The organism is Acidovorax sp. BoFeN1, from assembly GCF_003345135.1.
Classification (GTDB): domain Bacteria; phylum Pseudomonadota; class Gammaproteobacteria; order Burkholderiales; family Burkholderiaceae_C; genus Acidovorax; species Acidovorax defluvii.
In genome coordinates, this window is sequence record NZ_QOZT01000006.1 from 34731 (window position 1) to 50677 (window position 15947).

16 protein-coding genes are annotated in these 15947 nt (G+C 65.5%); 1 reads left to right on the plus strand and 15 read right to left on the minus strand.

Going from position 1 to position 15947, the window contains the following annotated elements; genetic code table 11:
• Window positions 1-24: 24 nt before the first annotated feature.
• The 5 genes from DTW89_RS02490 to DTW89_RS02510 form a co-directional block, all read right to left on the minus strand.
• Entirely contained in the window at window positions 25-411 is a 387-nt protein-coding gene (locus DTW89_RS02490; RefSeq protein ID WP_114654770.1) for a (R)-mandelonitrile lyase, read from the minus strand.
• Between the two features lie 63 nt (window positions 412-474).
• Window positions 475-1914: an NAD-dependent succinate-semialdehyde dehydrogenase gene (locus DTW89_RS02495; protein ID WP_114654771.1), complete on the minus strand. Its 1440-nt coding sequence runs from the start codon at window positions 1912-1914 to the stop codon at window positions 475-477.
• Window positions 1915-2002: 88 nt separating this feature from the next.
• Window positions 2003-2383, minus strand: coding sequence for a carboxymuconolactone decarboxylase family protein (locus DTW89_RS02500; protein ID WP_330862045.1), 381 nt, complete (start codon window positions 2381-2383; stop codon window positions 2003-2005).
• Window positions 2384-2425: 42 nt separating this feature from the next.
• Window positions 2426-3352 (minus strand): NAD(P)-dependent oxidoreductase, encoded by a 927-nt coding sequence (locus DTW89_RS02505; protein ID WP_114654772.1) that lies wholly within the window; start codon window positions 3350-3352, stop codon window positions 2426-2428.
• 2 nt (window positions 3353-3354) lie between these two features.
• The gene (locus tag DTW89_RS02510) at window positions 3355-4131 is read right to left on the minus strand and encodes a 2,3-bisphosphoglycerate-dependent phosphoglycerate mutase (RefSeq protein WP_161555618.1); all 777 of its coding nucleotides are present in this window, start codon (window positions 4129-4131) and stop codon (window positions 3355-3357) included.
• Window positions 4132-4724: 593 nt separating this feature from the next.
• Here DTW89_RS02510 and DTW89_RS02515 point away from each other — a divergent pair.
• Window positions 4725-6497, plus strand: a complete 1773-nt coding sequence (locus tag DTW89_RS02515; protein ID WP_114654774.1) for an acyl-CoA dehydrogenase — start codon at window positions 4725-4727, stop codon at window positions 6495-6497.
• 38 nt (window positions 6498-6535) lie between these two features.
• On the opposite strand, the gene DTW89_RS02520 is transcribed toward DTW89_RS02515, so the two are convergent.
• Genes DTW89_RS02520 through DTW89_RS02565 form a run of 10 tightly spaced genes read right to left on the minus strand, consistent with a single transcriptional unit; the run spans window position 6536 to window position 15946 of the window.
• Window positions 6536-7156, minus strand: a complete 621-nt coding sequence (locus DTW89_RS02520; protein WP_114654775.1) for a glutathione S-transferase N-terminal domain-containing protein — start codon at window positions 7154-7156, stop codon at window positions 6536-6538.
• 16 nt (window positions 7157-7172) lie between these two features.
• Window positions 7173-7898 (minus strand): SDR family NAD(P)-dependent oxidoreductase, encoded by a 726-nt coding sequence (locus DTW89_RS02525; protein ID WP_114654820.1) that lies wholly within the window; start codon window positions 7896-7898, stop codon window positions 7173-7175.
• A 10-nt stretch (window positions 7899-7908) separates the two neighbouring features.
• Entirely contained in the window at window positions 7909-8868 is a 960-nt protein-coding gene (locus DTW89_RS02530; RefSeq protein ID WP_161555619.1) for a Bug family tripartite tricarboxylate transporter substrate binding protein, read from the minus strand.
• A gap of 58 nt (window positions 8869-8926) precedes the next feature.
• A complete protein-coding gene (locus DTW89_RS02535; RefSeq protein ID WP_114654777.1) occupies window positions 8927-9844 on the minus strand; it encodes a LysR family transcriptional regulator in 918 nt (305 codons plus the stop codon).
• 36 nt (window positions 9845-9880) lie between these two features.
• Window positions 9881-10447, minus strand: coding sequence for a DUF2889 domain-containing protein (locus DTW89_RS02540; RefSeq protein WP_114654778.1), 567 nt, complete (start codon window positions 10445-10447; stop codon window positions 9881-9883).
• A 17-nt stretch (window positions 10448-10464) separates the two neighbouring features.
• On the minus strand, window positions 10465-11256 hold the full coding sequence (locus tag DTW89_RS02545; protein WP_114654779.1) for a crotonase/enoyl-CoA hydratase family protein: 792 nt from the start codon (window positions 11254-11256) through the stop codon (window positions 10465-10467).
• A gap of 8 nt (window positions 11257-11264) precedes the next feature.
• Complete coding sequence (locus DTW89_RS02550) at window positions 11265-12308, minus strand: NAD(P)-dependent alcohol dehydrogenase (protein ID WP_114654780.1); 1044 nt, start codon at window positions 12306-12308, stop codon at window positions 11265-11267.
• Window positions 12309-12351: 43 nt separating this feature from the next.
• Window positions 12352-13314: a Bug family tripartite tricarboxylate transporter substrate binding protein gene (locus DTW89_RS02555; protein ID WP_114654781.1), complete on the minus strand. Its 963-nt coding sequence runs from the start codon at window positions 13312-13314 to the stop codon at window positions 12352-12354.
• Window positions 13315-13352: 38 nt separating this feature from the next.
• A complete protein-coding gene (locus tag DTW89_RS02560) occupies window positions 13353-14768 on the minus strand; it encodes an aldehyde dehydrogenase family protein (RefSeq protein ID WP_114654821.1) in 1416 nt (471 codons plus the stop codon).
• Between the two features lie 5 nt (window positions 14769-14773).
• Window positions 14774-15946, minus strand: coding sequence for an iron-containing alcohol dehydrogenase family protein (locus DTW89_RS02565; protein ID WP_114654782.1), 1173 nt, complete (start codon window positions 15944-15946; stop codon window positions 14774-14776).
• Window position 15947 lies beyond the last annotated feature (1 nt).

Here is a 15947-nt window from a genome sequence, read left to right on the forward strand (position 1 = left end):
CGCAGAGGGCGTTTGCTCCGCGCGTCACTGAGGATCGGCGACCTTCTCCATCCAATCCACCGTCTTGCCCTCTGCGTGCTCCTGGATGGCGATGTGGGTCATGGCGGTGGTCATCGTCGCGCCGTGCCAGTGCCGCTCGCCAGGAGCGATCCAGACCACGTCACCGGGCCGGATCTCCTCGACGGGGTGACCATCGAGTTGCACCCAGCCGCAACCGGCGGTCACGATCAGGGTCTGGCCGTAGGGGTGCTTGTGCCACGCCGTGCGTGCTCCGGGCTCGAAGGTGACGCTCGCACCCCGTACACGCGCCGGTGCGGGGGCGCTGAACAGCGGATCGACGCGCGCCTGTCCCGTGAAGTTCTCGGCGGACGCCGCGACTGAAGCCTGCGATCCGTTGCGTTTGATTTCCATGTCAGATACTCCTTGTTCGTACTTTGTTGATGCGGGACGCAGTCAACAGGTCTGCTCGGGCTGTCAGGTGACGTGATGCACGTACTTGGGGTGCATGTAGGCCTCGAGCCCTTCATGCCCGCCTTCTTTCCCGTAACCGCTGTCTTTCAGGCCGCCGAAAGGCGCCTCGATCTGGGAGACGGCGAAGGTGTTGATGCCGATGCCACCCGCCTGCACCTCGTCTCCAACGGCCACCGCCGTGGCAGCGGACCGGGTGAACGCATAGGCTGCGAGTCCGTAGGGAAGGCGGTTGGCCTCGGCGAGGCCGTCTTCGAGGGTTGAGAAGCGCTTGGCCAGCACGAGCGGACCGAAAGGCTCCACGCGCATCGCATTGGCGCTGTCGGGCACATCCGCCACCAGGCTCAGGCGCCAGAAGTTCCCCTTCGGCTGCGCCCGCCGGCCGCCAGCCAACAGCCGTCCGCCCTGGGCCACCGCGTCGGCCACCAGTTCCTCCATCGCATCCATGCGGCGCTCATTGGCCAGGGCACCCATCTGGCTCTTCGGGTCCAACCCGGGGCCGATCACGACCTGGTCCATCGCCTCGGCATAGCCGCGAACGAATGCGTCGTAGATGCCGTCCTGCACGATGAAACGTGTTGGCGACGTGCAGACCTGCCCGGCGTTGCGGGTTTTTCCCTGAATGCTCGTCGCAATGGCCTTGTCGAGATCCGCGTCGTCGAACACGAGCACCGGCGCATGCCCTCCAAGTTCCAGCGTGCAGGGCTTGACGCCTTCCGCGGCCAGCAGCGCGAGTTGCCTGCCCACAGGGGTGGAGCCAGTGAAAGTTACCTTGCGGATGATGTTCGAGCGAATCAGGTGTGTCGACACTTCGGCGGGTACGCCGAAAACGACGTTCAGCGCCCCCGCGGGCAACCCGGCATCGACCAGCGCTTGCGCCAACGCGATCGCCGACGCCGGCGTTTCCTCCGACGGCTTGATCACCACCGTGCAGCCAGCCGCGAGCGCGCCTCCGATCTTGCGGGCCGGCAGCGCCGCGGGGAAGTTCCAGGGAGTGAACGCCGCGACAGGACCGAGCGGCTCCATCAACACCATTTGCCGAGCGCCAGGCAATCGGGCTGGCATCACACGCCCGTTCGCACGCAGCGCCTCGGCGGCATACCAGTCGAAGGTTTCCGCAGCATGCAGGAACTCGAACTCGGACTCCGCGAGAGTCTTCCCCTGCTCCAGGGTCATCAGTGGCGCCAGCAACGCAGCGCGTTCGCGCAGCAGCTCCGCGGCACGCCGCAGCACGGCGGCGCGATCGATCGCTGATTTGCGCCGCCATATTTCGAATGCTGCCGCACTCGCCGCCAGCGCGTCGTCGAGATCTTGACGGCTGGCGCGCGGCACCTCGGCCAGCACCTCGCCGGTGGCCGGGTTGCGCACGGTGATGCACGTGCCCTCACCGCCCTCGCGCCATTCACCCGCGATGAACAGCAGCGGCTTCTTGTACGCAGTATTCATGCTCACTGCTCCTCTTCATAGGGTTTATTCGACCTTGTACCGTGCGTCGGCAGCGGCTTGCCATGGGAGATGTCTTTGGAGTTCATCGTCAATCCAGCAGTTTGCGTGCCTTGAGCACTTCTTCGGCCACACGGAAGGCGTCAAGCGCCGCCGGCAGGCCGCAGTACACCGCGGCCTGCAGCAGGATCTCGCGCAACTCGTCGACGGTGCATCCATTGGTCAGCGCACCCTCGACGTGGCTACGCAGTTGCGCCGGACGGTTGAGCGCGGTCAGCATAGCCACGTTGAGGATGCTGCGCTGCTTGCGGTCGATGCCCTCGCGCGCCCAGACCCGACCGAAGCACACGTCCTCGGCGTACTCCTGTATCGGCGCATTGAACTCATTGCGGGTCTTGTCCTTCGCTTCGAGGAAGGCATCGCCCATGAGTTCGCGAATGACCTGCCGGCCGATTTCCTTGGTTTCCATCATGGAGCTCCAGTTCGATTGCGCTTGCTTGGCAATAGCGTTGGCTCAGCTTCGTGCCAGCGTCCGTTGGACGTCTTCCTTCGACGCCTTGATCGTCACGCCGGCACGCTCGTTCTGCAGTTCCATCGGCGAACGCGAGTCGCGATCGGCCCAGCCGCGATCGAGCGCGGCGATGTAGTCCTCGTAGGCGGCGTCGGCCTGCTTCATCGGAACGTTGAACTCCTTTGCCAGGTCGAGCGCCAGATTGAAGTCCTTCAATGCAAGGCGCAGCGCGAAACTGGGCGGGTCATAGGAGGACTGCAGATACTGCTCGGCCACCAGGTCAAGGGTGCGCGCACGGCCGATTGCACCCTGCCGCACTGCGTTCCACAGTTCCAGCGGGTCGAGCCCCGCCTTGACGCCAAGGCTGATGCCCTCTGCGATCGCCATGCGGCTGACCAGGCTGATCAGGTTGTGGACGATCTTCGCGGTGCTGCCCGCGCCAATGGCGCCGACATAGATCACCCGGTCACCCATGGCGTCAAGCAACTTCTGATGCCGGTCAAAGACCTCGCGCTCGCCGCCGACATAGAGCGCCAATTTGCCGGAGCTGGCGCCGCTCGGGCCGCCGCTGACAGGGGCGTCGAGCACCGTGATCCCTTTTTCAAGGCCGCGCCGGGCGACCTCGCGAACCACCGTGGGCGAGTTGGTGCTCAGATCGAACCACGTGCTGCCCGGACGCATCGACGCGAGCAGGCCTTGCTCGCCGAACGCAGTCGCCTCCATTTCCTTGGGGCCGGGCAGCGATGTGAAGACCACGTCCGAGGCCCGGGCCAGTTCCGCGACGGTAGCAGCCCAGGTCGCGCCGGCCGCGATGAAGGGCTCGGCGCTTTCCTTGCGGAGATCGTGAACGACCATCGCGTAGCCAGCCTTCTGGAGGTTGCTCGCCATGCCGGCACCCATGGTGCCGAGACCGATGAAGCCTACTTTCATGTTTATGTCCTTTGAGAATGTGTAATGGGAAATGTGTTGGCACCGTCGACGCCAGCAGTCAAGCGGCGCCCGAGGTTTGAGTTGCACGGGGGCGATCCGTCGATCTCGCGGCGCACGAAGCGGCGCTCATCGGTGCGGAACTCGTAGGCGAGCGGGATCCCGTTGGGGACCTCAACGGCGCCGATCTCGTCTTCACCGATGGTTTCGAGCACCATCAGCAAGGCCCGGATGGAGTTGCCATGGGCCACCAGAAGAACGTTTTCTCCCCGCATCAGCGCTGGCAATATCCGCGCATCCCAGCATGCGAGGACTCTCTCGTGCGTGTCCTGCAGACTTTCACACAAGGGCACCTGGCTTCGATTCAGGCTTTCGTACGGTGGGGCTCCGAAGCTGTCGCGCAGTTCGCCTGGCGAGAGTGGCGGCGGTCGCTCATTGAAGCCTCGGCGCCAGCGTTGGACCTGCGAGTCGCCGTATCGGGCGACTGCGTCGCTCTTCGTCATCCCCTGCAAGCTGCCAAAGTGGCGTTCGTTGAGGCGCCAGTCGCAGACAGTGGGAATCCAGGTCTGATTCAATGCGTCGAGACAATGCCACAGGGTGCCGACTGCCCGTCGCAGCACGCTGGTGAAGCTGATGTCGAACCGCAGGTCCATGCATTGCAGCAGCATGCCTGCTGCGCGCGCCTGGGCGACCCCCCGGTCCGAGAGCGCGACATCGTCCCAACCGCCGAAGCGCTGCCCTTCGTTCGCGAGGGAACTGCCGTGCCGGAGCAATACCAGCATTGCGCAGCGGTTGGCCATCGAGGCTGAAGGATTCACTGGCGTCACGCGCCCTTCGAACAACGCGCCACCGGTATCGCGGAGCTGTCATACAAGTTGGCCCCCCTCGCCATGCAAGCAAGCCCGCGCCCAGTTGGCAAGGTCACGAACGCTTTGTCTCTCTTCTTTTGGTTGTTCATATTTGCGAACTCTTAGTCCTATATACGACCACGAACTTTAGGCCGGTCGCCATTCGAGGTCAATCCGGTTTTCACGCAACTGGTCTCCGCGATTTCCGTGGATGCTGGTCCGGCTGGAAGACGCAGAGGGAATGGACGTTGCCCTTCAACAGGAGACCTTTGGCACGGATGGCTTCAAAGGGAGCAGCGGCAGCGCGACACGAGGTGCGCGGGTGCGCTGCCCATCGTTCGGAAATCGAGGACGTGGGGTACATGGAAAAGCCATGGACGTGCCCCATGCATGGCTTCGATACTTTGCGGCTGTGCACGAAGACATGACCTGCACGGCTATTGCCATCCACGGAGAGATATGCATCAACACCAAAGAATCGCTGGCATCCTGCCGGGCAAGCAAGATCCGAAGACGCGGGAGCAACGATGAGCTACCACGCGCCCATCAAAGACATGCTGTTCGTCATGCGGCACCTCGCGGACTTCCACCGCCTGGGTGCCCTGCCGGCCTTCGAAGATGTCAGCCTGGAAACCGCCGAAGCGGTGCTGGACGAGTCCGCCAAACTGTGCGAGCAAGTCATCGCCCCCCTGAACGCCGTCGGCGACCGTGACCCCTCCCGGTGGGACAGCGGCAACGTCAAGGCCACACCAGGCTTCCAACAAGCGTTCAAGCTTTTTGCACAAGGCGGCTGGCAAGGCCTTGGGCACCCTCAGTCCTGCGGCGGCCAAGGGCTGCCCAAACTGATCGCGGCCGCCTGCTCGGAGATGCTGCAGGCCGCCAACGTCTCGTTCGGGCTGTGCCCCATGCTGACCGACGGCGCCATCGAAGCGCTGATCACGGCCGCCAGCCCCGCGCTGCGCGACAAGTACGCAACGAAACTGGTCACGGGTGAATGGACGGGCACCATGAACCTGACCGAGCCACAAGCCGGCTCCGACCTGGCCGCGGTGCGCAGCCGCGCCGAACCGCACCCGGATGGCAGCTACCGAGTCTTCGGCACCAAGATATTCATCACCTGGGGCGAGCACGACATGGCGGACAACATCGTCCACCTGGTGCTGGCCCGCCTGCCCGATGCGCCACCGGGCGTGAAAGGCATCAGCCTGTTCGTGGTGCCCAAGTTCCTGGTCCGGGAAGACGGCAGCCTGGGGGAGCGCAATGACGTGCAATGCATCAGCATCGAGCACAAGCTGGGTATCAAGGCCAGCCCCACCGCCGTGCTGGAGTTCGAGGGCGCGATGGGGGAACTCGTGGGCGAAGCCCATCAGGGCCTGAAGTACATGTTCATCATGATGAACGCGGCACGGTTCGCCGTGGGGCTGCAGGGCATCGGCGTGTCCGATCGCGCCTACCAGATGGCCCTGGCCTACGCGCGGGAGCGCGTGCAAGGGCGCGACCTGTCCGGCACCGGAGAGCCGGTGGCCATCGTGCAGCATCCCGACGTCAAACGCATGCTGCTGACCATGAAAGCCCTGACCGAAGGCGGCCGTGCACTGGCCTACGTCGCCGCCGCAGCCGGCGATACCGCCCACAACGCCGCGGACGACACGGAACGGCGCGACAGCCAATCGTTCTACGAGTTCCTGGTGCCTGTGGTGAAGGGCCACTGCACGGAGATGTCCGTGGAAATCGCCAGCCTGGGCGTGCAGGTTCATGGCGGCATGGGTTTCATCGAGGAGACGGGAGCGGCCCAGCACTACCGCGATGCGCGCATCCTGCCGATCTATGAAGGTACGACGGCGATCCAGGCCAACGACTTCGTGGGCCGCAAGACCTTGCGCGATGGGGGTGTCGTGGCGATGGCCGTGTGCACGCGTATCGCGGCCACAGAGCGCGAACTGACGGACCACCCGAGCGACGATTGCCGCAGCATGCGCCTGGCCTTGCAGGCGGGCCGTCGGGCCTTCGAATCGGCGATTGAATTCGTCGTGAGCAACGGCGGCACCCAACCCGCGATGGTGTATGCCGGCGCCGTGCATTACCTGCGGCTGGCCGGCATCGTGCTGTGCGGCTGGCAGATGGCGCGCGCCATGCTGGCGGCACTGGCCCATGAGGCCGAGGATCCGGCCTTCCACGCCGCGAAGGTCGCCACCGCCCGCTTCTACGCTGAAACGCTGCTGCCTCAGGCACAGGCGCTCGCGGCGGCGCTGCTCGGCGCGGGTGGAACGGTCGAACGCGTCAGCACCGAGATGCTGTGATGCGAGCGCCCTGCGCGCACATGGCGCAGGACGCGCGTTCAGGGTGCGGGCGGGCGGGTGCGGCCGAAGGCCGGCTCGCTCTGCTCGAAGGCCGCAAGCCATTGTGCGAGACCAGGGTACGGCGTGCGCCATGCCACGGGCTGGCGCCGGTCGAGAAAGCCCAGCGCACAGGCCAGGCCGATCGATACCGCGTCAGTCCGGTGGGGATCCGGCGGCAGTGCTGCGAAGGCTGCCAGCGCGCGGATGATCTTGTCGCGCTGGTAGTCCAGCCAGTGCGATGACCGCATGGCCGGCGCGTGGTAGCGCTCTTCGTAGATGACCATGGCCCCCGCATCGATGATGCCGTCGGCGAGCCGCGTGCGCGTGAGCATGGCAATGCGCATGCGCCCGGCGCGCGGCAGCAGGCGGTCGGTGCCCGCGATCTCCTGCAGGAACTCAAGGATCACGCTGCTGTCGTAGACGGCGGTGCCGTCCTCGCACACCAGGCACGGGTACTTGCCCAGCGGGTTCTGCCGGCGCAACGTGTCACTGGGGTCCACCGCATCCGTCGGCACCAGCCGGACGCGGTCGGCCAGACCGAGCACGTCCGCCGCCATGCGCACCTTGCGCACGAAGGGTGACGTCAGCGAGGAGCGCAGGATGAAGGTTTCAGCAGGCATCGAGCAATACGGTCTGTCAATGGAACGAACGGCCGCCATCCACCGCAAGGGCAGCGCCCGTGACGTAGGAAGACTCGTCGCTCGTCAGAAAGAGGATGGCCCGCGCAATCTCCTCGGGTTGCGCAAGCCGCCGAAGCGCATAGTTGCCTACATTGCCTTGCACGCCTTCCGCCATGGGCGTGTCCACCAGTCCGGGGCACACGGTGTTGGCTCGGATGGACGGAGCCAGTTCCGCGGCCAGCGCCCGTGTCAGATTCAGGACACCGCCTTTCGACGCGGAGTAGGCACTGCGGTCCGGTGTGTTGGGCAGCAGCGACTGGCCCGACCCGAGGTTGACGATGGAGGCTTGCGCCGCCTGCTTGAGCCAGGGCAGGCAGCAGCGCACCACGATGTAAGTGCCCGTGAGGTTGATCTCCAGCACGCGCCGCCACTGCGCCACGTCGACCTCCAGCACCGAGCCGCGCAGCATCACGCCCGCCGCATTCACCACGCCGTCGATCCCGCCCATGGCCGCAGCGCCTTGCGCGACAGCGCCCGCGATGGAGCCCTCGTCGCAGACGTCGGCCTCAAAAACATGGGCCTGCATCTCCCGCGCTACAGCGTGCAGGCCCTGCGCATTGCGGTCCAGCAAGGTCAGCGCGGCCCCCTCTGCGGCAAACAGCCGCGCGGTCGCCATGCCGATTCCCGAAGCGGCTCCCGTGATGACGATGCGGCGATTGCGCAGGCGTTGAATGTCACCCATGGTCATGCTCTTACTTCTTCGGGACATTGGCCAGTTTCGCGAGCCGGCTCCAACGCTCGATCTCCGAGTGCACGAAGGTGCGAAGCTGTTCGGGCGTCATGACCATCGTCGTCATGGCCATCCTCTGCACCGCATCCTTGACCTCGGGCTTCGCGAGACTGCGCGCCACTTCCTGCTGCAGGCGCTCGATGACGGCCGGGCTTGTCTTGGCAGGAGCGAACAAGGCGGCCCAGCTCGCCAGTTCCACCTCCTTGTAGCCGGCCTGCGCCATGGTCGGCACCTGGGGCTGCAAGGGATGCCGCACGGAGTCCGTCACGGCCAGCGCCTTCAATTGGCCATTGGTGATGAAGCCCATCGACGAATAAGGGTCCACCACCGCGGCATCGATCTGGCCGCCGACAAGATCGGCCAATGCCTGCGGTGTGCCGCGATACGGCACCACCGTGATGTCGATTCCCGCCGCAGATCGCAGCAATGCCGCAGCCACTTGGCTCGATGTGTTTCCGGTGCCGAAGCTGAGCGGCGTCTGCTTGGCCTGCCGTACGAATGCAGCGACGTCATCGGCCGGAAAGTTCTTGCGGACCAGAAGCATCAGCGGGATGCGGATCAGCCCCGCAACCGGCTCGAAATCGCGCTCCGGGTCGTAAGGCAGATTCGCATAGAGCGACTTATTGACGCCGTGGGCCGAGTTGGTGCTCATGAAGAGCGTGTATCCATCGGGCGCCGCGCGCTTGACGTTCTGCGCTGCGATGTTGCCGTCGGCTCCGGCCTGGTTCTCGATGACCACGGGCTGGCCGAGTCCCTTGCGCAGGTCCTCGGCGATGACGCGTGCGATGCCATCGGTGGCACTGCCTGCCGGGAACGGAAGAATCAGCTTGATCGGCCGGTCGGGATAGACCTGCGCGAGGGTGCACAAGGGAAGTACGCCAAGCAACAGCGCAGCGAGCATTCGACGCAATGGATTGCGCATCGGTTTGTCTCCGTTGTTCATATGTCAGGGGCAAGCGCGTGTGTCCGCGCCCGCGGGCTCAGTCGTGGGCGAGTGGCGCCATGCGCTTCATGTCTGGCCAGGCTTCACTGGCCGCGTCGATGAACGCACGTATGAGCGGGTCATTGCCTCGGCTGGACACGTGCGCGATGAACTGCGGGCACTCGGTCCGCGCGATCGGCGACAGCGCGAGATCCCCGGCACGTACGCCCTCCAGGGCATACTCTTCGCGCATCAGCAACATACCGACCCCCGCATGCACCAGCGCACGGCCGAGCGCGGCGTTGTCGAAGCGGACCACGCTGTTGAGTTCCAGCCCTCGCTCGCCGAACAACCGATCCAGCATGAACGCATAGGCCAGATTGGTACCGTTCGGCGTGATCCAGGGCAACTCTGCCAAAGCCGCCCAGTCGGCGTTCTCGATCTTGTCCTTCCAGGCGACAGGTCCGGCGACCCGGAAGTTGATCGTGGTCAATTGGTAGTAGGTGAAGTCCGCATCCACGGGACGGCCGAGCAGCATGCCAATGTCGAACTCGCCGGTCTTGAGCGCCTGGCGCGTGCCCGCGGAAGCCCGCGCGCACACGTCGACGGTGACCAGAGGGTGCTGTGCGCGCAGGCCCGCGACCACGAGTCCGATGCGGCTGGACAACGGATCGCTGCTGGCGCCGACGATCAAGTTGCCCTCCGTCTTGCCCCGAATGTCCCGGGCGAAGGAGGTGAATTCCGCCGCTCCGTTGAGGAGAAGCTTGGCCTGGCGCAGCAGCATCTTTCCGGCGCGCGTGAGTTCCAGGCTGCGATTGGTGCGCGCGAACAACTGGATGTCCAGGCTTTCCTCGATCGCGCGCACGTGTGCGCTCGCAGCAGACTGGCTGACGTGGAGCCGTTCGGCCGCGCGCGTGAGATGCTGCTCCTCCGCCACGGCGACGAAGGTGCGCAGCTGTACAAGGTCGATCATCATTTTTTGTCTCCTGCTTGTGTTGGATGCCTCCGATGCCTACCCCGTGTCGGATGGCTTCGGTCGATGGAACTGCGGCCAATGCACGCGCACCAGTTCGCGCTCCTGGCCGTAGGCATAGCAGCTGTCGATCTTGAGCGGCTTGCCCGTGGCGTCCACACGTTCGGCCCGCCCCCGATGGACCTGGCTCAGCGACTGGAAGGCGGTGGTCGCCATCGGGATCAGCAGTTCCATCAGATGGGTGCAGCTGCGCGCGCCGCCGAGCCGGCTGCGCACCTCCCGGCTCCAGCCGCTGGCCATGCGCAGGCCTATGAGCGATTGCAGTGCCTGGCCGCCGTCCGGGCACTCGCCATAGGGCGCTGCCTCGGTGAAGGTCTCCACCGCGTGGATCTGCAGCTCCGCGTCGTACACCAGCCGCACACCCATGTCGTGAACAGGCTCGCCCGCGGGCACGCGCTTGCCGCCGCGCCAAGGCTCGAAGTCCTGCGGCTTGCGATCGGTCACCCGCCCTTCCAGCTCGAACAGCCCGTCGCTGCGCCGCCAGGCGCGCATGTCGATGCGCCGGAAGTGAAGCTCTTCCTCTCGGGTCGGGTGCGGATCGGTCATGGCTTGGTTACTCCACGTCAGCTGAACCGTGGTGCCCGCTTCTCCAGAAACGCATCCACAGCCTCGGTATGGTCCGGCGTCTTGTGGCAGATCGCCTGGAATACGGCCGAGAGCTCGAGCACCGTGTCCAGGCGCGAATGGATGGCCTCGCGCATCAGGCGCTTGGTCAGGCGCACGCCGTGGGCTGCGTTCTGCGCGATGCGCCCTGCCATGTCGCGCGCCGCTGGCAGCAGTTGCTCGGCCTCGACCACGCGCGACACCAGGTTCCAGTCCAACGCCTGCCGCGCGTCGATCATGTCGCCGGTGTAGGCGAGCTCGGCCGCGCGCGACATGCCGACGATACGCGGCAGCAGCCAGGCGCCGCCATCGCCCGGAATGATCCCCAGCTTGATGAAGCTCTCGGCGAATTTCGCCTTCTCCGATGCAATGCGGATGTCGCACATGCACGCCAGGTCCAGCCCGGCGCCAATCGCGTGTCCGTTGACGGCGGCGATCACCGGCACTTCAAGGTTGAACAGGGCCAGCGTGAGCCGCTGGATGCCGCGCCGGTAGTCCTGGCGGATGTCCATCTCGCTGACCTCGGGCGAGGCTTGGCGCTTCATCTCGTGGATGTTGCCGCCCGCGCAGAAGGACGGGCCATTGGCGGCGAGGATGACGCAGCGCACGCTGCGGTCGTCGTGGATGCGGTCGATCGCCGCCAGGAACTCCGGTATCGCGGTGTTGCCGGTCAGCGGGTTGCGCTGCTCGGGCTGGTTCATCGTCAGCGTGACGACAGGGCCATCTTGTTCGTAGAGCAGGAAGTCGGTCATGGTGGTTCTCAAAGGGTGCTGTTGTCGATCACGAAGCGGAACCGCACGTTGCCTGCGAGCAGGCGCCGATAGGCGTCATCGATGCCATCCGCATGGATCAGTTCCACCTCGGCACCGATCCCGTGCTCAGCGCAGAAATCGAGCATCTCCTGTGTCTCGGCGATGCCGCCGCTGCGCGTTCCTGCGATGGATCGGCGATTGGTCAGCAAGGCCGTGGCGGAGACATTCAAAGGCTGGGTCGGCACAGCCAAGTTGACATACACGCCATCGCGCGCCAGCAGACCCAGGTAGCGATCCAGATCGGCGTGGATAGGAACCGTCGAGATGATGAGGTCGAACACGTTGGCCAGGGCCACGAAAGTGTCGGGGTCTGTGCTGAGCCGGTAGTCATGCGCACCGAGGCGCAGCGCGTCGTCGCGCTTGTCCGGCGTCAGGTCCAGCACCGTGGCGCGCGCGCCCAGCGCACGAACCATCTGCACTCCCACATGGCCCAGGCCGCCAAAGCCGATGACGGCCACCTTGCTGCCGGGCCCGGCGCGCCAGTGCCGCAAGGGGGAGTACATGGTGATGCCGGCACACAGCAGCGGCGCGGCATTATGCAGCGCAATACCCGTTGGAATACGGACGACGAAGCCTTCGTCAACCACCACGTTCTGGCTGTATCCACCATAGGTGGGCTTGCCATCGCGGCCGGTCGAGTTGTAGGTCATGGTGCGGCCACCACTGCAGTACTGCTCAAGACCTGCCTGGCAGTTTTCGCATACCCCGCAGGCATCGACCATGTTCCCGACCCCGACGCGATCACCCACCCGAAATTGCCTGACGTCAGCACCCACGGCTGCGACGATGCCCGCGATCTCATGGCCGGGCACGATGGGGTAAATGGTTTTCCCGCCTCGCAAGCAACGCGCGTGCTCCACGTCCGAGTGGCAGATGCCTGCATAGGCGATGTCGATCAAGACGTCGCGAGGCCCAGGGTCGCGCCGCTCAACCGTAGTTGGGATGAAGGGCTGGTCAGGGCCATTGGTACAGCGTGCCCTCGAAACAATCATGACAAACTCCTCGCCGGAAACCGGTTGGTCCGGTGACTACACATCACTCGGGCTGAATCTTGGCATCACGTGCCAGCCGCACCCATCGCGTCGTCTCGGACTCGATGAAGGCCTTGAGTTCGTCGGGGCCCATCACCAGTGGCGTGGCGCCCTGGCTGGCGTATTTTTCGATCAGGTCCCGCTGCTTCTGCGCCTTGATGACCGCATCGCTGAGGTGCGCAACCATCTCGCGCGGCAAGCCTGCCGGCCCCATCAGCGCATTCCAGGACGGGAAATCGAATCCCGGCAGGGTCTCCGAGATCGCGGGCCAATCGGGCATGACCGGGTTGCGCTTGAGGGAGGAGACGGCGAGCGGCCGCAGTTGACCCGCCTTGGCCTGGGCCTGGGCATTGCCCTGGTCGGTCAGCGTGGCGACCAAGTTACCGCCGATCACATCGGTGATCGTGGCCGGACTTCCCTTGTAGGGGATCGGCAGCAACTCGATGCCCGCGAGATGGCCCATCGTTGCGATCTGCGTTTGCACCGAGGTGGTCGAATAACCGACACTGACTTTCCCGGGATTCGCCTTGGCATGGGCGATGAAGTCCGCGAAGCTGCGAATCGGCGAGTCCGCCTTGACCATCAGCACATGGTTCGTCAGGCTGACGGCGGCAATGGGCGTCAGATTCTTGCGCGGGTCATAGCCCAGGTTCTTGAAGAAGGCCACGTTGGCTGCCAATGGCGAATTCGACCCGCACAGAAGCGTGTTGCCATCCGGGGCCGCGCGCACCACCTCCAGCGTGGCAATGGTGCCATTGCCACCCGGCTTGTTGTCGATGAAGTAGTTCTGCCCATTGATGGCGCCGACCGAGGGCAGAAGGACGCGCGTCACGTAGTCGTTCGAGCTGCCAGCCGGCAGCGGCACGATGACCCGGACTGCGCGCCCTTTTGTGGCCTGGGACCAGGCCATGCCACTGGGCAATGCCAGTGCTGCGCCGAGCGCCTTGATGAAACTGCGTTTGTCCATTGTCTTGTCTCCTTGTTATTGCCAACCCGTCCATCGGCCTACCCGAGGACGGACTTGTATTCCATGAATTCCTCGATGCCGAAGCGGCCCCACTCGCGGCCCACGCCCGAGAGCTTGAATCCACCGTGGGTGCCGCGCTTGTCCAGCGGCGCGCCATTGATGCGAACGCGTCCAACGCGCAGGCGGGCGGCGATGCTGCGTGCGCGCTCGGCGTCGTTGCACCACACACCGCCTGCCAGGCCGTACTGCGAATCGTTGGCGATGCGGATCGCATCTTCTTCATCGTCGAAGGGAATGATCACCACGACCGGGCCGAAGATTTCCTCGCGCGCGATGCGGCTGTGGTTGTCGCCCGAAAAGATGGTCGGCCGCACGTACCAGCCACGTTCCAGGCCCTCTGGGGCCTCGGCTCCACCGGTCAGCATGCGCACGCCCTCTTCCTGCGCCGAGCGGATGTAGCCGCGCACGCGGTCGCGCGCTGCGGACGTGGACACGGGACCGAGCGTGGTCGACTCGTCCAGCGGGTCCCCGAGCACGTAGCTGTTGGCCTTGCGCACGGCCAACTCTTCCGCTTCCTGCAGGCGCTCGCGCGGCACCAGCATGCGCGTGAGGCCGCCACACACCTGGCCGCTGTTGCGCAAGGCATCCGCGATGCCATCGGCCACCGCGCGTTCGAAGTCGGAATCCGCCAGGATGATGTTGGGCGACTTGCCGCCGAGTTCCAGGTGCACGCGCTTGATCGACTCCGACGCCACCTCCATCACCCGGCGCCCTGCGCGCACCGATCCGGTGATCGATGCCATATCCACCAGCGGGTGCGCCGCAATCGCCTCGCCCACCTCCGGGCCGGTGCCGCACACCAGGTTGAATACGCCGTGCGGCAGGCCGGCCTGTTCGCACAGCTCTGCGAACATGAAGGCCGTCAGCGGCGCCACCTCGGAGGGCTTGAGCACCACGGTGCAACCGGCGGCGATGGCGGCGCCTGCCTTGGAGATGACGGAACGCAGGGGTGCGTTCCACGCCGTGATGGCGCCCACCACGCCAGAGGGCTCGCGGCGAACCTGCGTGTTGCCCACGGGCACCACCCATTCAATCTGCGCCAGGGACTCGGCAATGATGTCGAGTTCTTCCACGGCTCCGAGCGTCTGTGATCTGCGCAATGCCGTGATGGGATAGCCCAGCTCGCTCACCAAGGTCTGCGTGATCTCCTCGGCTCGCGCCTCCGTCAGGCGCGCCAGCTTGCTGAAGATCTCGGTACGGTGAGATACCAGACTTTGGGACCAGCCCGGAAATGCGCGAACCGCAGCCTGCACGGCGCGATCGACGTCTTCCGCGGTGCCACGCGGCACGGTGGCAATCACCTCTTCCGTCGCCGGATTGATGACGGTCAGGACTTCGCGGCCCGACGAAGGAACCCACTCGCCGTCGATATAGATCTTGTTGCGTTCGATCATCTTTTTCACCATGCCTCTTCCATAATTTGTTGTAGTTCGGCCGCGCTGCGCACGGGCCGAGGATTGCCACGCAGGAACCAGTCGCCCATCGCATGTGCGGCGATGTCGGGCAAGGCCTCGCGCGGCACCTTCACGTCGCGCAAACGCCGTGGCACGCCGAGGTCGTCAAAGAGCGACGTGACCTTCTCGATGACCCGCTCCAGGTCTGCCTGCGCCCCGGAGCGCTGCAGGTCGAGTGCCGCAGCCACGTCGGCCATGCCGGCCGCTGCGGCCTCGGCGTTGAAACGCAGCACGTGCGGCAGCACGATGGCGTTGACGGTGCCGTTCTCGATCTCGTGGCGCGCACCGATCGCGTGGCCCAGCACCGTGGTGATGCCGGCGGCCGTGTGGTCCGTGCCCTGGCCGCACAGGATGGCAGCCAGTACCAGTTGGCCGCGCACGGCCGCGTCGTCCGCATGTGCGGCCTGCGGCAGATGCCGCCCCAGCAATCGCAGCGCCTGCATCAACGCGCCGTGCGCGAGCGCGTCCTGCGAGCGCGAAGTCAACCCCTCGATCGCCATCGACAAGGTGTTGATGCTGGCGCTGGCCACCAGGCCGCGCGGCGCCGAGAGGATCATCTCGGGGTCGATGAAGACCGACTGCGCGCGCGTCTTGGGATCGAACATCGCCAGCCGCTGTCCACTGGCCGGATCGAACACCGCGCTGCCGGCCTTCACGGTGGCCGTGGTCGGCGTGGTCGGCACGATGAACTGCGGCAGCTTCGTCGCCGACAGCTTGGGGCTGCGCAGGCTGCCGTCGGCCTCGGTCACGGTGCACAGTTCGGACACCGGCTTGTCCTCAGCCGCCAGGATGCTGGCCGCGCGGGCCGTCACGATGGCCGAGCCACCGCCCACGGCGATCACGGCATCGGCTTCGAGGCGGCGCAGCAGCCCCGCGGCGTCCTCGACCGAGGCCACCGGGCTGTGGCCCAGCACCTCGCCGTAGACGCCGGCGCAGCGCTCGCCCAGCGCCACACGGACGCGCTCGAACAGAGGGCCTTTGGCCAGCCAGTCGCCGCAGACGACAACTGCGCGCTGGCTTTTGATGCGGTCGAGCTCGCGGCCGAGGTGCGCCAGGCTGTCAGGGCCGTGGAACAGGCGCAGCGGCGGCGTGATGTGTTGGAAGTTATACATGCTCATG